We start from the raw sequence: 24,917 nt of genomic DNA, 5'->3' as shown, positions 1-24,917 counted from the left end.
TTCTGTTCTTAAAAGTGTTTTACAGCACGATCCATCTCACGACGGTCTTCTTTTTCTTTCAATGTCTGACGCTTGTCATATTCCTTCTTTCCTCGCGCAAGAGCAATATCAACCTTTGCCCTACCCTTGTCATCTATAAACACAAGTATAGGCACAATCGTATATCCGGGCTGCTTAGAAGCCTCCTGCAATTTGTATATCTCCCGCTTTGTAAGCAGCAGTTTTCTGTCGCGTTTACTTTCGTGATTGTTGTATGAGCCATAAAAATAGGGCGAAACATTCATTCCCTTTACCCACACCTCACCATTGTGAATGTAGCAAAACGCATCCACAAGCGACGCCTTGCCCATACGTATTGATTTTATCTCCGTTCCGGTAAGAACGATTCCGGCAGTAAAAGTATCGATAAAGAAGAATTCGAACGAAGCCTTCTTGTTACGTATATTCACCGGACTCTTCTTTCGGAGCAGTTCGTCTTCTTTTCTCATTGTTTTATCAGTCGTTCGTTATTTCTGCAAATAACCCGATATTATCATCTATATAATGAGCGACCATGGCAGTCCACTCTTCTTCATTCTCTACAAAGATGTCGTCATATTGGTCAAACTCAGGATATTTCTCAAACATAGCCATGAACTCATCGTCGGTACAATCCTGTTCTATTTCGTCACGATACTTCTTATACAAGCTATGCACTTTGCGCACCAGGCGTCCAAGTTCCGTCAGCCCCCATTCTTTCACGGCACGTGCAAAAGGGTTCAGGAAAATAAAACCTCCATAACCGTTGTGGATGAGCTGCACAAAACCTCCGTCCATTACCTCGTCCCGCAAAATCTTATAAGCCAGAAGAGTTATCTGCGATGCATTCAGCCGGGACATTGTCTCCACATCCAGCTTTCCGCCAACATACTCATAAAGGGCATTGACAAACACATCAATAAAAGCGTCCATTCCCCCGGTTGCAGCCTGTTGCAGGTCAGCATCCCTCACAACCACTTTTGTAATATCCATTTTCTTAATTTTTTACTCATGCAAAGATAATGCAAGCCGAGTGCAATCAAACTTTTGTTTGAAATTGCTGAGGCGCCGCTTATCTTATTCAAAGATAATGCAAGCCGAGTGCAATCAAACTTGTTTGTAATTGCCGAGGCGCCGCTTATCTTATGCAAAGATACTACAAAAAAGCCAATAACAGAAAAAATCGGCATAAAGTATCAATATATCAGCATCAAACCTCTATGAGCTTGCCTTCACTTTCAAGAGCATTCCACACCGAATAGCGCGCCTCCGGATTCATTTCTTCTATCCGTCCGAATATATCGCGGATATCAGAACGGTGAGAATTTGTTTCGTACGGACATAGCTTCACCTGTTTCTCATACCCTCTGTATCGGGCATATCTGTAAATATCACTTTCCTCAACCATACACAAAGGGCGTATTATCGTCAATGGCATCTTGCGCATTTTGAGCATTGCCGGCATTGTTGAGAAATGTCCTTGGAAAAACTCATTCATCATGGCAGTATGAATGATATCGTCCATGTGATGCCCCAACGCTATCTTGTTGCACCCCAACTCCTGCGCCTTCATGAACATTTGCTTGCGCCTGTTCCATGAACAAAGAAAACATGGAGACTTGCGTGTATCCGTATGGGCATTGAACCCTGTTGTCAGACAGTGCATCTTTATGCCATACTGCGCGGCAAACTCCTCAAGATATCCGGTGTCCGTCTCATACTTTATGTTTTCCATACGTATATGAACGGCTTCCACTGTAAAGTGCGGCTTGTCGATTTTCATTCTGCGACCGAGCATTTCAAGCAGGCACAACGAATCTTTACCGCCTGATATCCCGGCAAGGATACGGTCGCCTTCTTCTATAAGATTATACTTGGAAATGCCTTTGTGAAAACGACTTACAATCCTTCTCTCTATTTTCTGTTCATCTGTCGGTATTGCCATTGATATACATCCGGAGTTATTTCATGAAAACAAGATATACGGCACAAATGATGAAGAAGAAAGCCAGAATATGATTCCAATGCAGGTTCTGTCCTTGGAACATTATATTGGCTATCACCGCAAATACTCCCAGACTGATACATTCCTGCACCACCTTAAGCTGTACAAGTGTAAACGGACCGCCATTGCCGACAAAGCCCATGCGATTGGCAGGCACCTGGCAGCAATATTCAAAAAAAGCTATTGCCCATGAAAATGCAATGACACCCAGCAGAGACCAGTTGTTGCTGATACCCGACTGCTGCAATTTAAGATGCCCATACCAGGCAATAGTCATAAAGACATTGCTCAGTATGAGCAATATGATAGTATAGAGACCGTTCATTTATTTACCGTTTCTCAGTTGTCTGTCCATATTCTCTGCCGCACGCCGTCCATCGCCCATGGCAAGTATCACAGTCGCGCCGCCACGCACAATATCTCCTCCTGCATATATTTCATGGCGTGAACTCTGCATGCCGTCGTTTACGGCTATCGTGTTCTTCCGTCCGAGTTCAAGTCCCTGTATAGAGCTTGGCACAAGCGGATTTGGCGAAACGCCTATGGCAACGATTACCTGATCCACATCCAGCGTTACGGTCTTTCCTTCCACTGCCACCGGACTGCGGCGTCCGCTCTCGTCCGGTTCTCCCAGCTCCATCACCTGCAACACAGCCTTGCATACGGCTCCGTTTTCATCGGCTTCATATCTTATGGGGTTGTGAAGTGTAAGGAAGTTTATGCCCTCTTCCTTTGCATGCTTCACCTCTTCGAGACGTGCGGGCATTTCTTTTTCCGAACGACGATATACAATCGTAACATCGGCTCCGAGCCTTTTCGCCGTGCGACATGAGTCCATGGCAGTGTTTCCACCTCCTACGACAAGCACTTTCTTACCGATATTTATCGGCGTATCGGTTGTAGGGTCGGCGGCATCCATAAGGTTTACGCGCGTCAGATACTCGTTTGAAGACATTATGTTTATCGAGTTCTCTCCTGGAATACCCATGAAGTTTGGCAGACCTGCGCCCGACGCAACAAATATACCCTTAAATCCGTCTTCTTCAAGTTCCTCCACCTGTATTGTCTTGCCTATTATACAGTCTGTATGGAACTCTACTCCCAACTTCTTAAGATTGTCTATTTCCACGTCTACGATGCGGTTGGGCAGACGGAACTCAGGTATTCCATATTTCAACACGCCGCCTATCTCGTGCAATGCTTCAAAGACATGCACTTCGTATCCCTTCTTCACCATGTCACCGGCAAAGCTAAGACCGGCAGGACCCGAACCTACCACAGCCACCTTCATGCCGTTGGCAGCAACCTTGTCGGGCAATGAAACGTTTCCGCTTTCGCGTTCATAGTCTGCGGCAAATCGTTCAAGATAACCGATAGCCACCGCCTGTCCGTTCATCTTGAGGTGTATACAACGGCTTTCACATTGCTTTTCCTGCGGACATACACGACCGCACACGGCAGGCAGCGCCGAAGTGTTTTTCAACACCTTTGCCGCAGCAAGTATCTCACCGCGCTCAATGTTCTTTATAAACGACGGTATGTCTATGTTCACGGGGCATCCCTCCACACACGACGGCTTGGCACAGTCGAGACACCGCTTTGCCTCTGTCATCGCCATCTCCTTGGTAAGCCCCGTGTTGACTTCTTCCTTACGTGTTGTGGAACGATATCCCGGTTCAAGTTCCGGCATTACGACACGCTCTATGGCAGCACGTTCTTTAGGTTTAATGGCAACACGTAACTCCTTGCGCCACTCTTCGTTACGGTTTGTCAATGTCTCTATAGGACATTCAACGTTCTGCGCGTCAGAAGCAGCATGAGCTTCTTCGGCTACGTTCTCTGTATTATCATCAACAACAGCGGCAAGATGTTCCTCGAAGTGTTCAAGTTCGTCCTGTTCCACACGACGGAACGTTCCCATACGTCTGAACATTTCATCCCAATCCACAAGGGCACCGTCGAACTCCGGACCGTCGATGCACACAAATTTTGTCTTTCCGCCTATCGTAAGGCGGCATGCGCCGCACATACCCGTACCGTCCACCATTATGGTATTCAGTGAGACATCTGTCGGAATATTGTATTTTTGCGTCAGCATACAACTGAACTTCATCATGACAGGAGGACCGATGGCAAAGACCTTGTCTATGTGCTCCTGTTTGATAAAACGCTCTATGCCCACGGTAACGACACCTTTCTCGCCGTATGAGCCGTCATCGGTCATAACGATTGTCTCGTCGCTGCTGTCGCGTATCTCGTCCTCCAATATTATCAGTTCTCTGTTGCGTCCCGCAATGACCGACAACACACGGTTGCCGGCGGCTTTCAACGCCCTTACAATAGGAAGCATGGGTGCTACTCCCACTCCACCTCCGGCACAAACCACCGTACCGAAGTTTTCTATATGGGTGGGATTGCCCAACGGTCCCACGATGTCGGCAATGAAATCGCCTCCATTGAGCCTGCACAACTTTATCGATGACAGTCCCACTTCCTGTACCACAAGAGTTATGGTTCCTTTCCTTGTGTCGGCATCGGCAATGGTGAGCGGCATGCGCTCACCTTTATTGTCAACACGCACAATTACAAAGTTGCCTGCCTTGCGGCTCTTTGCAATCAACGGAGCTTCTATCTCGAAAAGAAAAACTTTCTCCGAGAACTGTTTTTTACGGACGATTTTGAACATCAAGCCTTGGTTTTAAATACTGAAATTATTGTCATCGAGCATATCGAAACCGCAATACGGCACAAGACACTTGGGCACGCGTATGCCTTCAGGTGTCTGGTTGTTCTCGATTATGGCGGCAACAATGCGCGGCAATGCAAGAGCCGAGCCGTTAAGAGTGTGGCACAATTCGGGCTTCTTTGTCTCGCTGTTGCGGTAACGGCACTTCAGACGGTTTGCCTGATAGCTCTCGAAATTGGATACGGAACTTACTTCCAGCCAACGCTTTTGTGCTGCGCTCCATACCTCGAAGTCATAACATATCGCCGATGTGAAACTCATGTCACCTCCGCAAAGACGAAGTATTCTGTACGGAAGTTCCAACTTCTTCATAAGTCCCTCTACATGTTCCAACATCTCGTCCAGGCTCTGATACGAGTGTTCCGGTTTGTCAATGCGTACAATCTCCACCTTGTCAAACTGATGCAGGCGGTTCAGTCCGCGCACGTCCTTGCCATACGACCCTGCTTCGCGACGGAAACATGCCGAGTAGGCACAACGCTTTATAGGCAGGTCCTTTTCATCGAGAATGACATCGCGGAAGATGTTTGTAACCGGAACTTCTGCCGTAGGTATAAGATACAGGTTGTCAAGATTACAGTGGTACATCTGTCCCTCTTTGTCGGGAAGCTGTCCCGTGCCATAACCCGACGCTTCGTTCACCACGTATGGCGGCTGCACCTCGAGATATCCGCTCTTGCGTGCCTCTTCAAGGAAGAAAGCCTCAAGCGCACGCTGCAAACGTGCCATTTTTCCGATATATACAGGGAAACCCGCACCGGTTATTTTCACACCAAGATCAAAGTCTATCAAATTGTATTTCTTGCAAAGGTCCCAATGACACAACGGCTCTCCGTCAAACTCTGGTACATTACCGCCGGTTTTCACAACAACGTTGTCCTCTGCTCCGGCACCTTCGGGCACATCATCATTAGGAATATTGGGTATCGAGCAGAGCAACGTCTCCACTTCTTTCTCGGCAGTTGCCATCTCTTCACTCAACGTCTTGTCCGATTGTTTCAGAACGGCAACCTTTGCCTTTATCTCTTCAGCCTCGTCCTTCTTGCCCTCTTTCATAAGAGAACCTATCATTGCCGACAGCTGTTTTACCTCCTGCTTGTTCTTGTCCGATTTCTGCTGCGCCTCGCGTCTGCGTCTGTCCACAGCCAACACATTCTCTACGGCTTCTCTCGCACCCTTAAAGTGTTTCTTTTCCAAGCCTTTAATCACACGTTCAGTTTCCTCACTGATGAGTTTGATTGTAAGCATTTGCTGATATATTTTATTAAAAATACGTATTAATTCTGCAAAGTTAAGTATTTTAATTGAAAATGAGGACTACAGTAAAAAAAGTTTTACACAATCCCGTTTCATGCACCGGATACAAGAGGGTGTGTCAAAATAAGTCATCATTGATTTTTCACACACCCTATTCATGAAAATTAAAAGCGGCATCAAAGGTTTTTCTGCCTTTGATGCCGCTTTTATATTATACCAAATACTCTCAATAAGTATTAGTCAATCCACTTTACATAACAGAAATCAAGGCGGTGAGGAAGGTTCTCGTTCTTCGGATACATTCTGACACAGCTCTTATATGAACCGGCTTCATCGGGTTCAAATTCTGCTTCGAATGTATAAAGGTTGCCTTCATTGTTTGTCATATTGAACGGACGTACATTGAAGATGCTGTCTTCTCTGTTCTTGTCTGTCTTGATAGTAACAAGTTCAAGTCCGACAGCATTGTCAAGTCCCTGCTCGTCGATAACATACTTTATCTTGTATGATACACCTGTCTCTGCACCTGTAGCCGGTATGTTGTGCTCTTTTGAAACAACATTTATAGAATCCCAACGCTCTGCCACTGTCTCTTTCCACTGTGCGATCTCTTTTGCCAGACGGTTGTTGTCGGCAGAAATCTTCTTAAAGCGCGCAGCTTCTTTGGTATAGAACTTGCTATAATAGTCGTCAAGCTGACGTTTCATCGTATAGTTTGGAGCTATCTGTGCAATAGAGTTCTTTATTACCTTTATCCAGCCTTCGCTGTATCCCTTCTTGTTCTTCTTGTAATAAAGAGGAACAATCTCATTTTCAAGGAGACTGTAGATTGTAGCTGCGTCTAACTGATCCTGATAGCCCTGGTTCTTGTATGTACGTTTCTCGGTAAGTGCCCATCCTGCACCCTCGCGGTAACCTTCAAGCCACCATCCGTCAAGCACAGAAAGGTTTACAACACCATTCATCTCGGCCTTTTCACCGGATGTACCCGATGCTTCAAGAGGACGTGTCGGAGTGTTCATCCAAATATCTACACCGGAAACAAGACGGCGTGCAAGCTGCATGTCATAGTCTTCGAGGAAGATAATCTTGCCAAGGAACTCGGGACGCTGGCTTATCTCAAAGATCTTCTTGATGAGACCCTGACCGGCACCGTCGGCAGGGTGAGCTTTTCCTGAGAAAAGGAACTGTACGGGATGCTCCGGATTATTGACAATCTTGGAAAGACGGTCGAGGTCAGTAAACAAAAGATGTGCTCTCTTATATGTTGCAAAGCGACGGCAGAAACCTATCATCAGTGCATTGGGGTTAATCTTCTCAAGCAAAGAAACGACACGTGAAGGATCTCTCTGGTTCTTAAGCCATGTTTCACGGAACTTAGCGCGTATGTAGTCGGTAAGTTTCTTCTTCAATGTCATGCGTGTTTCCCATACAACGTCATCAGGTACATTGTATATTGCATGCCAGATGCTCTCGTTGCTCTGATCGGACATGAATGTCTCGTCAAAGTACTGAGCGTAGAGCTTACGCCATTCAGTTGCTGTCCATGTGGGGAAGTGAACACCGTTTGTAACATATCCCACATGATTTTCTTCGGGGTAGTAACCTTTCCAGATGCTTGCGAACATCTTCTGGCTCACCCATCCGTGAAGTTTGCTGACACCGTTTACTTCCTGACATGTGTTACATGCGAATGTAGACATGCAGAACTTTTCTCCATGGTCTTCCGGATTTGTACGTCCCATACCGATAAACTCATCCCACGATATGCCAAGCATCTGTGGATAGCCGCTCATATACTTGCCAAACAGAGCCTCGTCGAAATAGTCATGACCGGCAGGCACAGGCGTATGCACCGTATATAGAGAAGATGCACGCACCAACTCCATAGCCTGGTTGAATGTCAGTCCGCTCTGCACATAGTCGCAAAGGCGCTGCAGGTTGCAAAGAGCCGCATGTCCCTCATTGCAGTGATATATTTCCTTTGTTATACCAAGAGCCTTCAATGTCAGTATACCACCGATACCCAGAAGTATCTCCTGCTTTAGACGGTTTTCCCAATCGCCACCGTAAAGAGAGTGCGTGATAGGTTTGTCGAACTCTGAGTTCATTTCGTTGTCCGTATCAAGCAAGTAAAGTGATATACGACCTACGTTTACTCTCCATACATAGGCATGTACGTGATAGTTCATGTAAGGAACGGCTACAACAAGCGGTTTGCCGTCTTTGTCCAGCTGGCGTTCTATGGGCAGTGAGTTGAAGTTCTGCGCATCGTAATTGGCAATCTGCTGACCGTCCATGCTCAGAGACTGCTTGAAATAACCGTAACGATAGAGGAAACCTACGGCACACATGTCGACGTTACTGTCCGACGCTTCTTTCAGATAGTCGCCGGCAAGCATTCCAAGACCTCCGGAATATATTTTCAGTACCTGATTGATACCATATTCCATACTGAAGTATGCAACGGAAGGACGCTCGCTGTTGGGTTTCACATCCATATAGTTGCGGAACAAAGAGTAAACTTCCTTTACTCTCTTTATTATAGTCTTGTTCTTGACAATCTCTTCTTTTCTGTCATAGCTGAGACGTTCCAGCAACATTACAGGATTGTGTCCTACCTCCTCATAGAGGTCTTCATCAAGACTTCTCCACAAGTCTCTTGCTTCGTAGTTCCAAGCCCACCACATGTTGTGTGCAAGTTCATCCAAGCACTTGAGCTGCTCGGGCAATCTTGATTTTACGGTCAATTCCTTCCACTGGGGAGCATTGACATAATCAGCTTTTATCTTCATAATCAATTTTAATGTATTATATGTTCGAATTTATTCATTTTAATAATCTCATACACCGTGTACAGGTGTCATTTCCTGCCTTCCAACCTCATGTCTCTTTGCCTCAGGGCATGGTCGTATGCCTGATAATAGTACTTTATGAAGTTTGTCCAAAGTGCTTTCTTTGATAGTTTTCCGGCGTTGTCCCGGCATTTCTTTACTTTTGCGGGCGTGAAATTGGAGTATTCGGCTATGGTATTCTTTATAATATCCGCCACTTCCGAATAATTATAGTCTGTACGGTGTATTACCTTCACGCCGTCTTCAATCTCACCTTCGTGCCCTGCTTCCGTGTTTACCCACAGTCCGAAGCCGGCAAGGTCCGTTGTTATACACGGCACCTTGAATGCAATTGCTTCAAGAGGAGTATACCCCCAAGGTTCATAGTATGAAGGATAGACACAAAGGTCGTTGCCAAGCACCAGGTCGTAATACTTCATATCAAGAATACCGTCGTCACCGGTAAGATAACATGGCAGGAATATCAGCTTGACATTGTCGTCCGCCCTATTCTGCATATCCAGATATTTAAGCATGTTCAATACGCTGTCGTGACTCATGTTATGCAGCCAGTGGGTTATCATCGGTACTTCAAGCGGAGTATCGTATTTCTTTCCGGACTCGATACGTTCTTTCAGGTCACGACGCGGCTCACCCACCCAACCGGGAACTTCTATGAAAGCAAGAACCTTTCTTGACAGACTCTTTTCGCGGAGCAGACGGTTCATCGCTTCGATATACACGTCCACGCCTTTATTGCGGAACTCATAACGTCCGCTTGTCGATACGATAAGAGTGTCATCCCCAAGGTCTGTACCCATAAGTGCGTTCGCCATCTGCAATACACGCTTTCTTGCCTGCTTGCGTTTGCGTGTGAACTCTGCGCCACGCGGTACAAAATCGTCCTCAAATCCGTTGGGCAGAACAAAGTGAACAGGCTCGTCGAGCAGCTCACGGCATTCGTTTGCCGTTATATCGCTTACCGTAGTGAAGCAGTCTACATTCTTTGCCGTCTGTTTTTCTATCGAATGCTTGCTCTGCATGTTGAGTTCGCCCGCCATCTGGTCGCCGTTGTATGCAAACAGATAATCATATAGCGGCTTGTTGTTGCCGGCGATGCTGCGTCCGATGCTTGTGGCATGCGTGGTGAAGACAGTCGCTATCTCGGGCATATACCTTTTTATATATAGCAGTCCGAAACCGGTCATCCATTCGTTGCCGTGATATATGACTTTCTTCGACTCGTCCAGGTAGAATTTATAGAAACTCTCCACAACCTTGGCGGCAGCATAGGAGAACATCGAAGCCTCGTCGTAATCTCCGTAAGCATGAAGGCTGTCCACACGGAAATCTTCCCACAACCGGGCATATATCTCATTCTTGCGCTTATAGAAAGGAGTGAAATCCACAAGTACGGCAATAGGATTGCCCGGAATGTTCCACCGCCCTACCTTCAATGTCAAGCCGTCTTCCACGGCAGAGGCTGCCCATTCACCGAACAGGCTCTTATCTTCCGTAAAATAAGGATTGTCTTTTTCCGACCAACAATCGGGTCCGATAAATATTATACGGTCTTTCATCGCATTCTGCAATGTATTGGCGCGCGTTGAAAGAACAGTGTAGATACCACCAACTTTATTACAAACTTCCCAACTCGACTCGAATATATAGTCTGGAAACAATAATTCTTTTCCCATTTAAAAACAAAATAATCGGTGCAAAGGTAATAAAATTGTTATATATAAGGTGTATATATGATGCTTTTAGGTTTTATAACATATAAAATATTGACTTATGTCATGTCCAAATAATGTGATTATCAGACGTATAAATGCCTTATCTTATATGACAAACTGTCAATTAGTTAACATGATTAAGGTGTTTTCATTACCGTCGAACCTGTATCCGATATGTAAGGATATTGTATGGAATTCCATCTCATATGAGTTACGTTTCTATCTCATATGAGTTACATTTCTATCTCATATGCGTTACATTTCTATCTCATATGCGATACAAATCTATCTCATATGAGATAGAAAACCGTACAGCATGTTTAAGGATTTCATACACCTTCCGTGGGTGTCAAAATGAGCATCCATACACGTTGTAGGGACATATTCTTGTATTTGTCCGCTTGTATAACAGCTTGATAACGTGTCTGTTACAGGCGGACAAATACAAACATATGTCCCTACAACGCGCATGGTTGCTTACTTTAATACACCCTTATACGCAGAAAGTTCTATATTAAAAAGATGTCGGCTAATATAAACAGGCATATTATATTAGCCGAACTCACATTGAAAATGACTTAGAACATTCCGCCCCTCTGCGGTCTTCCGCCTCCGAAACCCCTGTCCGGCGGCATCATACCCCCTCTTTCCACCTCCGGTCGTCTCTTTTCATTGCGCGAAGCCTTGCCGCCGAACAGGTTCAGGCGATATACTACATGCAGCATGGCATAGCTGTTGATGCTGTTATACTGCGTATCGCTGCGCTGCATGGCATTTATGGTACGGCTGAAGTTGCTTTGGTTGTGAAGGATATCGTAGAACTGCAGTGAAACGTTCAGGGCATTTCCCTTAAGGAACGGCTGGTTTATCTGCGCATTCCATATCAGTTCGTTGGTGTTCATCGAGTTGTCGTTGTATCCGCGACGGCTGTTCTCGTGCATATTCGTGGCGATGCTCATTCCCCACGGCATGTATACGGTCACCGAACCGCCGTATGAGAACTGCCATGTGTCAAGGTTGCTCTGGCTTTGCAGCAGGTTGCGCGTGTGAGTATAGTTGAGAGTGCCGTCGAGTTCTACCTCCAGCCAACTGTTGCGATAGCTTCCGCTCAGGCGTTCCGACATGGTTGTCGTGCGTGTCGTGTTCTTCTGCGAGTCCGCATTCTTGTCAATGCTCAGATATCCCACATAATTGTTATATCCAACGCTCGTAAACGTGTTCACGTTCCAATATCCCGTGGAGTCTATCGCGGTGTTGAACATCAGCATTCCCGACATGTTCCAGTTGCCGTTGATGTTCTCCGGGCGTGTTGTCCGCCCTCCGGTCTTCTCGTCATAAGTAACCATGTTGCTGATACTGTTGCGCGTATTGCTGTAGTTCAACGCTGCCATGACGGCTCTCTGGTGCTTTTGTATGTAGTTGTTATAGTTGATGCGCAGCATATTGGTGAACGAGGGCTTCAGTCCCGGGTTACCTTTCTTGATGTTAAGCGGGTCGCTGTCGTCGGTGATGTCGAGAAGATCGGACATAGAAGGCTGCGATGTCGAGCCTCTGTAGTTGATACGCAGGTTGTGGACCTTGGAGAAACGGTATCTGAAATCGAACGTAGGCGTCACATTGACCACGTTTTTCGTCATATCCGTCTGCACTCCCTGATAGTCCTGCACGAAGTGCGTCTTCTGCGGCTGCACCATCACGCCCACGTTCATCCTGTACTTCTGGCGTATGACGCGCAGCATCATCTGCATCTCGTGTATATAGTTCGTATATTCGGAGAAACGGCTCAGCTTCGTGTCGAGATAGTCTTCAAGCGGATTGTCGAGTCGCGAGAAATAGCCGTCCCAGCCTCTGTATTCCGGCGATATGCCGTTGAAGAAGTCCTCTCCCATGTTGCTGAAGTCGTATGTCGAGCGGTCGCTCTTGTTATATTTATATGTGAACTTATAGCTGAACTGCAGGAACATCGCCCTGAATATAGGTTCGCTGTACGTAGCCTGCACGGCATAGCTTGTCGATGTCGTCGGCGTATAGTTGAATCTGTTTGTCTGATATGTGGAGTCGTTGCCGTATTTGTCCATTATCTGATACAGATGGACATCGGTTGTCGACAGATCCTTATTGTCGGCGTCCTTGTATTTGACGTCCGCGCGCAATGTCAAGTTACGCCCTTTGTTGCCCAGCTTCCTGTTATACTGCAACATAGCGCCGAGAGACTTGTTGTTTCCGTATGATATAGCCCTGTTCTTTCTGGTGTTTACCATAAGGTCGCGGTCGGCAAGCTCGCCTATCGCCTCTTCCGAAAGCGGGTCGTCGACATACATGTACGGGTCTTCGTTGTACGATGCCGACGTTCCCATGGTTATTCCGTCACTTGTAGAATAGCTCATCGTCGGACGGAACAGTATGTTTGTCATCGTGTCCGGCTTCCATTCCAGGCGGAAACTCGAGTTCCAGCTGTTGTCCCGCGTATAGCGTTGGTTGAGACTGTTGGAGAAAGAACCTGCACTGCTCACGAAATTCTCCGTAGACTGTGCCGTGCGCACATCACCGTTGCCGTGGTTCCACCTCACATTGCCGTTCAGATTAAACTTCTTTCCTTGGGTATAGTTCATGTTCACGCCAAGCATCTTGCTCGCATTGAGCCCCTGTCTGCCGCCTCCGAAGCGTCCGCCGCCACCGCCGGGGAACCCTGCGTCATTGGTATTGTTGGCATTTCCAAAGAGCATCAGCTTCATGTTGTCCTTGAAATAGCCGCCCATAAGCCGCTCGGCATATCTCCCGTGTGTGCCTATAGCCGCATCGGCGTTTGCCATATAGCCCTTATTCATGCCCTTCTTTGTGCCGAAGTCGAGCACAGTCTCCTCCTCTCCGTCGTCAATGCCGGTCACTTTGGCAAGGTCGCTCTTCTCCTCGTATGTCTTTATCTTGTCTATAATGCTTGTGGGCAGGTTTTTCATCGCCGTCTTTGTGTCGCCCGTCATGAATTCCTTTCCGTCCACAAGTATCTTCTTCACTTCCTTTCCGTTTATGGTTATCTTGCCGTCATCATCGACCTGCGCTCCCGGAAGCTTCTTCACAAGTTCCTCGACAACCGAACCTTCGGGCGTGCGATATGCCGAAGCGTTGTACACAATGGTATCCTCCTGTACCGTCACCTTTGCCGCCTGTCCTACCACCGTTGCACCTTTCAGCATTATCGCATCGGCGGAGAAAACAATGTTTCCCATGTCTTTGTCCTTGTTTTCCGATATTACGACGGGCTTTACAATGCTCGTATAGCCCACACTTGTAAATCTTAACAGATATTTTCCGTTGTCGGGAGCCGCAATACTGAACTCTCCGCTCCCGTTTGTCAGCGTGCCTTTCACAAACGTACTGTCTGTCTTTAGCATCTGTACCGTTGCCATCATCACGCCTTCTTTAGTGTCACGGTCTGTCAACTTGCCCGTTATGGTTCTGCCCTGGGCGCACACTAACATTGGGAAAACTGCCATCAAAGACAGCAAGATAAGCTTTTTCATCGTTAAAACTAATATATGTTTATTGTTAAAATACGTCCTTTTAGACACCGAACTGCAAATATAGTTTAATCATTTCATAACGAAAAGCACACAAAAAGCACATTCTCTCAATAAAAATACGTATTTTTGCATCACATTTATCACATTTATCGCATTATGGAACAGAGGGTTATTATTTCCAAAGACTTGCAGACAGAACTTGAATATGCCGTATCACAATGTCGCCATGACAGGCTTTTCGTATTGACAGACGACGTTACCGTGAACAAATGCTGGAATATAATAAAGGATTACAAGTGCCTTGAAAGCGCAAGGATGATAACAATTCCCTCGTCCGACGTAAACAAGAACATCAGTTCGGTACAGCATGTATGGACAGAACTGAGCCGTCTCGGGGCAACAAGGCACTCGTGTCTCATAAATCTCGGCGGCGGTATGGTTACAGACCTCGGCGGCTTTGCGGCATCTACATTCAAACGCGGAATAGACTTTATCAACATTCCCACCACCCTGCTGTCCATTATCGACGCATCGGTAGGCGGCAAGACGGGATTTAACTTCAACGGACTTAAGAACGAGATTGGTGTCTTCAACGATTCAAGGTTCGTCATTCTGAGCACCGTATTCCTTAACACCCTCGACATCAACAACATTCTTTCCGGATATGCGGAGATGCTTAAGCACGGGCTGATAAGCGACACCGATACATGGGCAAGGCTTGTCTCGTTCGACTTGTCCGCGCCCGACATGGCGGAACTTGGTGCAATGATTGCCGACAACGTGAAGGTGAAAGAGCGCATAGTTGAAGCCGACCACGAGGAAAAGGGCATTCGCAAGGCGCTTAACTTAGGACATACCGCCGGTCATGCGTTCGAATCCATGGCGATAAAGCGCGGCAAACCGATGCTTCACGGATATGCCGTGGCATACGGAATGGTATGCGAACTGTATCTTTGTGCCACAAAGATGAACTTCCCTCTTGACAAAATGAGACAGACAGTGAGCTTTATCAGGCAGCATTACGGCATGTTTGACTTTACATGCAACGACTATAACGAACTCCTGGAACTTATGTCGCACGACAAGAAGAACGTGAACGGCATCATAAACTTCACACTGCTTGGCGACATAGGCGACATACACATAGACCAGACAGCAACAAAGAAAGAAATTTTCGAGGCGTTTGACTTCTGCCGGGAGGGATAAATACCGTACTTAATGTGAATTCAACGAATTCATATTCCTTATTATACAACAAACCACCCCTGCCCATCCTTTGGAAAAGGAGGAGACATGCAAGATGTATTCTGTTAAAGAATGTCGTGGATTATATCAATAGGCATGTTATAATATGTATGCAGTACATGCTCAATGTCCCCTCCTTTTCCAAAGGAGGGGCAGGGGTGGTTTGTGTAAATTGCCGAACTCACGTTATTCAGAACTACATCTTTATCGTCATACACCCTCGGCAATGAGCTGTGCTTCGCGGCGTGCCGGCTTTCCCGTTTCCGTCATCGGCAGACGCTCCACCTTTATATATATACGCGGCTGCCGGTACTTGGGAAGAACATTCCTGCATATCTCCCGGGCGTCAGACACACGGTCGCCCTCTACAAGCATGACGACAGCCTCTCCCAACCTGCCGTCTTTCTTCTTCGTTATGAGAAATTTGAAGTCGGCAAACGGTCTTATCGCCTCTTCCACCTCTTCAATCCGTATCTTTATTCCACCGCTGCATATAGTGTTGTCCATACGTCCGAGCACCCTGAAACGTCTGCCGTCGGGTGCCATCTCACCGATGTCGTTGGTTATAAGAACTTCATTGCATACATGCGGGGCATCGATAACAATACGCGACTGACAGTCTACTTTAACGCCGACACCGTCAAACGGTGTGTACCAGTCACTTGCTCCGTCTCCGTTAAGACGCCTTAAAGCGATGTGAGACAATGTCTCCGTCATACCGTAAGTGCTCCATACGGCATTGGGAAAATCCTTTAACGCAGCGGAAAGTTCGCTGTCTATGGCTCCGCCTCCGATTATAAGATGTTTTATTCCGCGCAACATCTCACGCTCTTCATCTACCTGCATACTGTTATATACCTGCATCGGAACCATTGCGGCAAACGATATCGGAGTATTTCCGTTTGCCTGCAATCTTGCAAGCGGGTGTCCCGACGGCTCCACGGCAATGAGTCGCAATCCGCATACCAACGATCGCACCACCATCATCTTGCCGGCTATATAGTCGAGCGGCATGCACAGCAGTGCCGTGTCTCCCCGTTTCAGTCCGAGAAACGAACAGGTTATGCGCGCACTTGCCGCCATGCGTTCCTTTTCAACAAGCATTTCCTTGGGCTTTCCCGTAGAACCGCTTGTGCGGACCCTCACGGTGCCGCCGTCATCGTTCCACTCTTTTATAAACTCTTCAAGCACCATAGCATGTCTTTCCTTATCTCTATCGGCATCGGAATGTTGTCCGTAAACAACTGTCCCGTACCAAGTCCCTGCGGCATTGATATGTTCCTGCCATATATATCAGCCGTAAGCTGGGCGACGGCGTTAAGTCCCACGTTGCTTTCCAGCGCACTTGTAATCCAACTTCCTATACCTCGCATATCGGCAAACCTCACCCACTCGCGCGTTCCCTGCATTCCACCGTGCAGAGAAGGCTTAAGTATTATATATGCAGGGCGTATCGTGTCTAACAAATCCTTCTTCATGGCATTGTCGTTTACGCCTATCAACTCCTCGTCCAGCGCTATCGGCAACGGAGACAGGCGGCACAAGTCTGCCATTCTGTCCCACTGACCTGCCTTTATCGGCTGCTCTATGGAATGAATGTCGTAACGTGCCAGCATCTCAAGCCTCTTTTGTGCCTCCTCAAACGTGAATGCACCGTTGGCATCCACCCTCAGTTCTATCTCTTCCTTGCCAAATCTGCCGCGTATCTGCCTTATCAGTTCTATCTCGCGGTCAAAGTCTATGCTGCCTATTTTCAGCTTTATGCAACCGAAACCGTTCCTTATCTTTTCCTCTATCCGCGCACTCATCTCCTCGAACGTGCCCATCCACACAAGCCCGTTTATAGGTATTCCCTCCTCGCCACGACCGAAAGGCGTGTCAAAGAGCATGGGACTCCCGGCATTAAAGTGTGCTAAAGCCGTTTCAAGACCGAACAACATCGACGGATAATGCCGCATGGCATCATAGTCGACGACGCCCGTACGCTCGAAACCGTCACAGAACTCTCTAAGTATGCTGCCGTAGTCTTCCACATCGTCACAGCTCAACGCCGACAACGGAGCGCATTCTCCTATCCCTTTACGCTGGGGAATGCTGTCGGAAGTAAGTTCCAAAAACCACGAACGGCGTGTGTTATACACTCCGCGCGACGTTCCGGCAGGACTCTTAAAGTGCAGTATGCGCTCCTTTATCTCTATTCTGTATCTCATAAACCGGTATATTCGTGAACATCAAGGCAACTTGGGATACTTCTTGAAGTCCGGTTTCCGCTTCTCAAGGAACGCCTTTCCGCCTTCCTGGGCTTCATCAAGGAAATAATAAAGCATGGTGGCATCACCTGCCAGTTCCTGTATTCCCGCCTGTCCGTCAAGCTCTGCGTTAAGTCCAGCCTTTATCATGCGCAGTGCAAGGGGCGAATGCTGCATCATCGTCTCAGCCCACTCCACACACTCGTCTTCAAGTCTGTCGAGCGGAACAACCTTGTTTACAAGTCCCATACGCTCTGCTTCGGCGGCAGAATACTTGCGGCAGAGGAACCATATCTCACGTGCTTTCTTCTGTCCCACTATGCGTGCGAGGTATGAAGCGCCGAAACCGGCATCGAAAGAACCCACCTTCGGTCCCGTCTGTCCGAATATCGCGTTCTCGCTCGCTATGGTAAGGTCGCACATAAGATGAAGCACATGTCCGCCGCCTATGGCAAATCCGTTGACCATTGCAATCACCGGCTTGGGCAAACGGCGTATCTGCATCTGCACATCAAGCACGCTAAGGCGCGGCACACCTTCGCCATCGATATATCCTCCGCGCCCTTTGACGTTCATGTCACCGCCGGAACAGAATGCCATATCTCCCGCTCCCGTGAGAAGAACCACGCTTATGTCCTGCATTTCCCTGCACAACGAGAATGCTTGGGACAGCTCCCACGTTGTCTTGGGGGTAAAGGCGTTGCGGTAGCGCGGACGGTTAATGGTTATCTTTGCTATGCCGTTATATTCTTCAAACAATATCTCTTCAAACTCTCTGATGGTTTTCCATTCTCTCTTGTTCATATCTCAATGTTTTTAATTTTAATAACTAAAAGTATATTTCGTCAACCGAGGGTGTTGCAATACTCCATTCTTTAAGTTAGAGTAAGGACATATTCTTGTATTTGTCCGCTTATAACATATTGATATTCAATGCTTATTTGGCGGACAAATACAAGACGTGTTGTTGAACGAAGTGAAAAATATGTCCCTACCGTGGAATAAATTCAGGTTTTGCAACACCCTCCCGAATTGTCCCGACTATCTTTCTGTAATACTCATCCAATGCCTTCTTGTCCTCAAAGGCATCGGTAAACACTTCGAGAACCATGGGACGCGAAGTTTCCGATGTAAGAAGCGTAACGATGCCTATCTGCATTTCACTCATGTCGGTCGCCTTAAGATAACCTATATCGTTCTGCGCGCATACGCCTTGTGCGCTTGCCGCGTGCTTGCCGGCAACCATATTGTCGAGCGACGGACTTTTCTCAAGTCCTTTTAGACCGTAGAATATGCCACCGCAACCGTTGTTCAACAGTATTATACGCAGATTACCGTGCAAACAGACGTTCCAAAGGGCATTACTGTCGTACATGAAACTGAGGTCGCCTATGACACAGAACACCATTCTTCTGCATACAACGGAGTGCCCGGCGGCAACTGAAAGGCTGCCTTCTATGCCGTTTACGCCCCGGTTGCAGAAGACATGATGGTCGGCATAGATATTTGCCAGTCTCACGGAAGAACTGTTGCCATAGTACACATCATAGTCATAGTCCATGTCTTCAAGCTGTTCTTCAAAATATTTCACCACAGCCATCTGTGAAAAGGCAGGCTCATAGTCGGCGGCACACTGCGCGGCGGTATTCAGAATGCCGTTCCATTGCCCTGCATAAGCACACTCCCGTGTGTCACCGCACGCATCTGCCAACAGCGCAAGCGCATCCTCGTGCCTGCCTTGCACCACGGTTCTAAGGTTCATGAACGTATCATGAATGTCTCCGTCATCGTCTATCCGCCACACATCGGCATCCTGTGCCTTGCGCAAGAAAGCCTTGATACGCTTGGAAACCAACGTTCCGCCTATGTAAAGTATGAAGTCCGGCAAGTATTCATCAATGTCTTTCAGCGAACTTATCGCTTCGTCGAAATGCATTATGTGCAAAGTGTAGGCAAGCGACTCGCTTATAATCACGGCGCGTTTTGACAACGTTTCGATAATGTCATGCGGCATTCTGTCCCGCTTCATCTGCCCTATCACTATCATCGGTCTGCGTGCCCTGATGAACGACGCAACGAGAGTATCTTCCAAAGACACCGTGTCAGCGACCGGCTCAATCCGCCTTATAACCCTTTCTACAGGCAGAGAGGGAGTGGTGAAGTTGAAAAGCGGCTCTGAAACGGGCACGTTTATATGGACCGGACCGCCGCCGTTGCGCACACATTCGAGCAGCGTTTCGTTTATCATACGGTTGCAGTGCCAGCGACCGGTGTCGTCGCAAGGTTCCTGAACGCTTATCGACTTTCTTGAAAAACAGCCTAAAGCGTTGTCCTGAGGCAGCGTCTGACCGTCGAGTTGGTCTATGAAAGCTGCGGGACGGTCGGCAGAAACGACCACCAACGGCAACTTAAGATAAAAGGCTTCAGCCACTGCAGGGGCAAGATTTAGCAATGCCGTGCCCGATGTGACGCACACCGCCACGGGGCTACCCGATGCCTGTGCCATGCCGAGGGCATAAAATCCCGCACTCCTTTCATCGGTTACGGGGTGGCACTGCAGTGCATCGCACTCGTTGAAATTGTGTATCAGAGGAGCGTTACGGCTGCCCGGACAGACAACGACATGGCGTATGCCATGCGCTACGAGCAGCGTTGTGAGCATGTTAATGTTTTCTTTATTGCTGAACATTGGTGTATTATGCCATTCGTTTTTTAAGGTTTCCGTCTGTATATATAATATAATGTGTAAGCTAATATATAGGAAATGTCATCCGAAAACACCCTTCATCGTCTCTAATTTTGCTTCCGTCTCATCCCATTCCTGCTGCTCTATGCTGTCGGCAAGCAGTCCTCCTCCTGCATACATACGATACCTGCGGTCTTCTATTTGCATACATCTCAGCGACACGTACAAATGACTTCGTGAACTTTTAAGCCACGGTCCGGCGAAACCGCTGTAATAGTTGCGGTCGCCATGCTCGTTTTTCACGATGAAACCGTATGTTTCCGCCTTGGGCAGTCCGCACACGGCAGGAGTGGGATGCAGGTCGTTTATGAGATTTCCTATGCACTCTCCATTGCGAAGAACAAAGCTGAAATCACTGCGAAGGTGCACAATGTTGCCCGCCCTTGACTTATAAGGACCGTTTTCAACCATTTCATCGGAGTATTTCCCGAGGCATTCTGCAATATATTTTGCAACGATACGCTGCTCGCATCTGTTCTTTTCACTCCATTCTATGCTACCATTATCATTGCGACTTCCTGCAGGAATGTCGAAAAGCAACTGCTGTCCTTCCAGTTTCATTGTGCCGGCAAGAGCCATTGTATGCCAATGTCTGCCCTCGCCTTCGAGCAGTATTTCGGGCGTAGCCATGAGCCATGTGCCTGAAACAGGTGTGGATACCAGTGCCACAAACATACGGGGATACATGTTGCATGCCCTCCTGAAAAGTCTTTCGGGAGATATCTGACTGTCGCAAAGCATGTCGTGACGGCGCGCAAGCACTATCTTGCCGAAGTCGCCACACACCAGACGGCGGTGGAAAATATCAAAATCCCGGCTGTATGAAAGCCTTTCTTCCTCATCGCAGTCGCATGAAAGCATGGCGCCTATAACTTGCTCTTCTTCCGAAAGTTGCACGTCTTCGATAACGTCAGGCTTCAATACAAGGATGGGATTGCGTGCGGATATCTCGAAAGGAGCCATGACAAAGCCTTCGACACCGGCAAGTTCGGCGCACGACTGCAGTTGCAACGGCTCTCCCGACGTCTGCCTTATAACGGTGAACTGGTCTGCATGAGGCAGACGATACATTGCATAACTCTCTCTCATTGCTGCTTTTTGGGCGTTATGACATAGTTCGTAACGTGAACGGTAGAAATAAGATCGCCTGCCGAGTCGGTGATGTTCACATCCCACACATGCAGCTTCCGCCCTTTGCTCACAAGATGTGCCAGCGCCGTAACGGTGTCTCCCTCTGCCACAGCTTTGACATGTTCGCCGCTCACACTTATGCCCACGCATATCTTTCCGGGGCACAATGCGGTGGAACCAACGCCTGCCACATTCTCTGCAAGTGCCAATGAGGCACCGCCACTGAGAAATCCGAAAGGCTGACGGTTGCGCTCGTCGACCTTCATTGTTGCCATACACATGTCGTCATCGGGTGTGGAAATGAACTCCATGCCGAGAGCCGTCGACAGATTGGGACGCGTTTCTATTATTTTCTTTATATCGTCTATATTCATAAACACCTGTTTATATATATGCAAAATTACTACAAACACGCCATAACGCAAAATAAAAATATGACAAACATGATATATGGCATTTCAAGACGTGACCTTTTACACTCCCAAATGCCACCTTTAGCACTCTTAAAGGTGGCATTTGGGAGTGCTAAAGCTATGCTTTTCAATCCGAAAGAATAACGCTTTGTAAAATTAAAGTTTAAAACCGAACTGTATAGAACCTGCATAAAATGTTACTAAAACAGTATGTTTACTTTCAATTTTCAGCCCCTTTCCCGTTTAAAATAATGTTAAATGAAAAATAATAGTGTCACAAAACTATCCACTCTGCGTAAAGAGGATGTACTGAACATTGAAAAACGCCGTTTTATCGGCTATATAATGATATTCATACATAAAAATATGGAAAACGTAAACATCTGTGATCCACCCCGATGGATTTACCTTTCGCAATATGTTAATAAAACATAAATCGGGGGGGGTGGCGAGTTTATAATAATAATTACATACATTTGCATAAGATAAGCTGCACCTCAGCAATTTCAAGCAAGTTTGATTGCATTCGGTTTGCATTATCTTTGCATAAGATAAGCTGCACCTCAGCAATTTCAAGCAAGTTTGATTGCATTCGGTTTGCATTATCTTTGCATAAGATAAGCTGCACCTCAGCAATTTCAAGCAAGTTTGATTGCATTCGGTTTGCGTTATATTTGCATCATGAGAACCAAAAACATAATGATAATGAATAGATACTTTACACTTTTGTTACTTTCGCTTTCCGTAGTCTGTGCATCGGCACAGACTGCGGAAAACACCGTCAAGACACCGGTCGATTCGCTTTCAACGGACACGGCAAGAATACAGGAAAAGATGATAGGTATAGGTGAAGTGACCGTGACGGCACAGCGTTCGCTGATAAAGAACGAGGCGGACAAGGTGACATACGACGTGAAAAACGACGAGGACGCCAAGACAAGCACTATCATAGAGATATTAAGAAAGGTGCCGTTTGTAACGGTAGACGGCGATAACAATATAAAAGTGAAAGGCAACAGCAACTTCAAGATATACAAGAACGGGCGTCCTAACCAGAGCTTTTCAAAGAATCCCAAAGAGGTACTGTCGTCTATCCCGGCAAGCATGATAAAGAAAATAGAGGTTATAACCGAACCGGGAGCAAAGTATGACGGTGAGGGACTGGACGGAATACTGAACATCGTAATGGAAGACAACACCTCCATGAAGGGCATTGTGGGAAACATAAACACCGGAATAAGCCGCAGTAACGGGTACTCATCGATATGGAGCACGGTGCAGACCGGCAAGTTTACGGCATCGGGATATTATTCGTATAACAGGCAATTGGCAGCCGGTACAACTTACGACTTCAGATCTGAAAAGACATATATAAAGAGCGGCAACAAGGAAGTGTCAAGAAGCAGGTCGTCAAATGCCGGAAACATACATCCTTTCGGGCTCGACGCAAGTTACGAGGCAGACAGCCTTAATCTGATAACGCTGTCGCTCAATGCCTTTTCATACAAGATCGGCATCCCGAGCAGCAACGAATATATGCTGACAGACAATGAAGGAAACATAATAAACTCATACAACTCCAAGTTTGAAGGCTCTTATCAGAAGTATCTCGATCTTGACGGGCACATAGACTATCAGCGCCTTACGCACAGAAAGGGCGAGTCTTTGAACCTGTCGTACATGCTGTCAACAACCAACATGAGACGTGCCAACGACATATATTATAATAATGTACTGAACTATCCTGCATATTCCAACAGGAAAGACCTTACGAAAAACATTTATATGGAGCACACCGTCCAGTTTGACTGGACAAGACCTGTGACAAAAGGACAGACTTTAAACCTCGGTGCAAAGTACATCTACCGTGACAATCACAGCAAATCGGAACAAAGCACCGACGGAAAAGAGTTGCCGGCATCCGACTTTTCGCATGTAACACAGGTGGCGGCGGCATACGGAGAATACAACATGAAGATAAGCAAGTGGACATTTATTGCAGGACTTCGCTATGAACATGCTTTCATGAAGGCGGAATACAGGGACGGAAGTGCGGATGATTTCAAACGGGACATAGGCGACTTCATACCGGGCATTACGACAAACTACCGCATAAACGACTATAACAGCATCAAGCTGAAGTACAACATGCGAATAAACCGACCGGGCATTTCATATCTGAACCCTGCCGTTTACAGATATCCTAACAGCGTTTCGTTCGGCAATTCGGAGCTTGAAAGCGCCAATATGCACACGCTAATCCTGTCATACAGTCTGACAAAACAGGATTTTATGATGAACATCGACTGCACCTATGCATGGTCAGACAACCAGATAAGCGGATATAATTATGTGGAAGACGACATCGTATACTCGACATACGGCAACATAGGATGTATGGACGGACTGAAGATGAACGCGTATGTCAAATGGAAACTGTCAAAGACAACAAGCTTCATGATAAACGGGGCTGTGATGAACATGAAGTATTACAACGATAATCTGGGACTGAACAACAGGAAATGGGTGTGCTACTTTTATTCACAGATAACCCAGCAGCTGCCTTGGAAACTGAGAATGGAACTGGCAGGAGGTAGAAACGATAGTGGTATAAGCGGACTGTACGGTCATTCCAAGGGGACATACTTCTATTACCCTACGCTACAGCGCTCGTTCTTGAAACAAGACAGGCTTACCGTAAGACTTTATGCATTCAATCCGATAGGACGTAAATATACGGAATACAAGTCGTATACAACAGCCGGCGACTATATAGGCAGGGATGTCAGCAGAACCTATGCACGTAATTTCGGTATAAGTGTATCTTACCGCTTCGGTTCTCTTAACGCAAGCGTGAAAAAGACCAACAAGTCGATAGACAACAGTGACCTTATAGGACGCAAATAGACAGTATAAGACAGAGAAAACGAACGGAAATATCATTTCCGGACGCTTTAAATCATTGAGGGTGTTTCAAAAAGGAGATAAAGGGAGATAATAGAAGATATGTTGCCAA

17 protein-coding genes are annotated in these 24,917 nt (G+C 46.9%); 2 read left to right on the top strand and 15 right to left on the bottom strand.

The features are described from left to right. Positions 1-8: 8 nt before the first annotated feature. The 9 genes from smpB to HPS54_RS07850 all read right to left on the bottom strand — a co-directional run bounded on the left by smpB (position 9) and on the right by HPS54_RS07850 (position 14,117). Positions 9-488: an SsrA-binding protein SmpB gene (gene smpB / locus HPS54_RS07890; protein WP_172344899.1), complete on the bottom strand. Its 480-nt coding sequence runs from the start codon at positions 486-488 to the stop codon at positions 9-11. 7 nt (positions 489-495) lie between these two features. Beyond that, positions 496-1,011: a DMP19 family protein gene (locus tag HPS54_RS07885; RefSeq protein WP_172344898.1), complete on the bottom strand. Its 516-nt coding sequence runs from the start codon at positions 1,009-1,011 to the stop codon at positions 496-498. 217 nt (positions 1,012-1,228) lie between these two features. Continuing rightward, on the bottom strand, positions 1,229-1,963 hold the full coding sequence (locus tag HPS54_RS07880) for a tRNA 2-thiocytidine biosynthesis TtcA family protein (RefSeq protein ID WP_172344897.1): 735 nt from the start codon (positions 1,961-1,963) through the stop codon (positions 1,229-1,231). 16 nt (positions 1,964-1,979) lie between these two features. Further along, the gene (locus tag HPS54_RS07875) at positions 1,980-2,348 is read right to left on the bottom strand and encodes a DMT family protein (RefSeq protein WP_172344896.1); all 369 of its coding nucleotides are present in this window, start codon (positions 2,346-2,348) and stop codon (positions 1,980-1,982) included. Next, positions 2,349-4,709 (bottom strand): bifunctional dihydroorotate dehydrogenase B NAD binding subunit/NADPH-dependent glutamate synthase, encoded by a 2,361-nt coding sequence (locus HPS54_RS07870; RefSeq protein WP_172344895.1) that lies wholly within the window; start codon positions 4,707-4,709, stop codon positions 2,349-2,351. Between the two features lie 12 nt (positions 4,710-4,721). Beyond that, the gene (gene serS, locus HPS54_RS07865; protein ID WP_172344894.1) at positions 4,722-6,017 is read right to left on the bottom strand and encodes a serine--tRNA ligase; all 1,296 of its coding nucleotides are present in this window, start codon (positions 6,015-6,017) and stop codon (positions 4,722-4,724) included. Between the two features lie 245 nt (positions 6,018-6,262). Then, on the bottom strand, positions 6,263-8,821 hold the full coding sequence (glgP, locus tag HPS54_RS07860) for an alpha-glucan family phosphorylase (protein WP_172344893.1): 2,559 nt from the start codon (positions 8,819-8,821) through the stop codon (positions 6,263-6,265). Between the two features lie 68 nt (positions 8,822-8,889). Next, a complete protein-coding gene (locus HPS54_RS07855; protein ID WP_172344892.1) occupies positions 8,890-10,557 on the bottom strand; it encodes a glycosyltransferase in 1,668 nt (555 codons plus the stop codon). 617 nt (positions 10,558-11,174) lie between these two features. Then, positions 11,175-14,117, bottom strand: a complete 2,943-nt coding sequence (locus HPS54_RS07850; RefSeq protein WP_172344891.1) for a TonB-dependent receptor — start codon at positions 14,115-14,117, stop codon at positions 11,175-11,177. Positions 14,118-14,273: 156 nt separating this feature from the next. On the opposite strand from HPS54_RS07850, the gene aroB reads away from it, so the two are divergent. Further along, positions 14,274-15,323, top strand: coding sequence for a 3-dehydroquinate synthase (gene aroB / locus HPS54_RS07845; RefSeq protein WP_172344890.1), 1,050 nt, complete (start codon positions 14,274-14,276; stop codon positions 15,321-15,323). Between the two features lie 249 nt (positions 15,324-15,572). Here the strand turns inward: aroB and HPS54_RS07840 are convergent, their stop codons facing one another. From HPS54_RS07840 to HPS54_RS07815, 6 genes are all read right to left on the bottom strand, one after another. Continuing rightward, entirely contained in the window at positions 15,573-16,556 is a 984-nt protein-coding gene (locus tag HPS54_RS07840) for an AMP-binding protein (protein ID WP_172344889.1), read from the bottom strand. Continuing rightward, positions 16,535-17,572 (bottom strand): o-succinylbenzoate synthase, encoded by a 1,038-nt coding sequence (menC, locus tag HPS54_RS07835; RefSeq protein ID WP_172344888.1) that lies wholly within the window; start codon positions 17,570-17,572, stop codon positions 16,535-16,537. Before menC ends, HPS54_RS07840 begins: the two co-directional genes overlap by 22 nt. A gap of 21 nt (positions 17,573-17,593) precedes the next feature. Next, positions 17,594-18,415: a 1,4-dihydroxy-2-naphthoyl-CoA synthase gene (gene menB / locus HPS54_RS07830; RefSeq protein ID WP_172344887.1), complete on the bottom strand. Its 822-nt coding sequence runs from the start codon at positions 18,413-18,415 to the stop codon at positions 17,594-17,596. Between the two features lie 187 nt (positions 18,416-18,602). Continuing rightward, positions 18,603-20,300: a 2-succinyl-5-enolpyruvyl-6-hydroxy-3-cyclohexene-1-carboxylic-acid synthase gene (gene menD / locus HPS54_RS07825; protein WP_172344886.1), complete on the bottom strand. Its 1,698-nt coding sequence runs from the start codon at positions 20,298-20,300 to the stop codon at positions 18,603-18,605. A 78-nt stretch (positions 20,301-20,378) separates the two neighbouring features. Beyond that, positions 20,379-21,446, bottom strand: coding sequence for a chorismate-binding protein (locus HPS54_RS07820; protein ID WP_172344885.1), 1,068 nt, complete (start codon positions 21,444-21,446; stop codon positions 20,379-20,381). Continuing rightward, positions 21,443-21,862 (bottom strand): PaaI family thioesterase, encoded by a 420-nt coding sequence (locus tag HPS54_RS07815; RefSeq protein ID WP_172344884.1) that lies wholly within the window; start codon positions 21,860-21,862, stop codon positions 21,443-21,445. The genes HPS54_RS07820 and HPS54_RS07815 overlap by 4 nt, the downstream gene beginning before the upstream one ends. 744 nt (positions 21,863-22,606) lie before the next feature. Between HPS54_RS07815 and HPS54_RS07810 the strand changes: the two genes are divergently transcribed. Continuing rightward, entirely contained in the window at positions 22,607-24,808 is a 2,202-nt protein-coding gene (locus tag HPS54_RS07810) for an outer membrane beta-barrel family protein (protein ID WP_172344883.1), read from the top strand. Positions 24,809-24,917: the final 109 nt, after the last annotated feature.

It is taken from the genome of Xylanibacter caecicola (assembly GCF_013166515.1).
GTDB classification, from domain to species: domain Bacteria; phylum Bacteroidota; class Bacteroidia; order Bacteroidales; family Bacteroidaceae; genus Prevotella; species Prevotella caecicola.
This window is presented reverse-complemented; position numbering and strand designations above follow the sequence as displayed.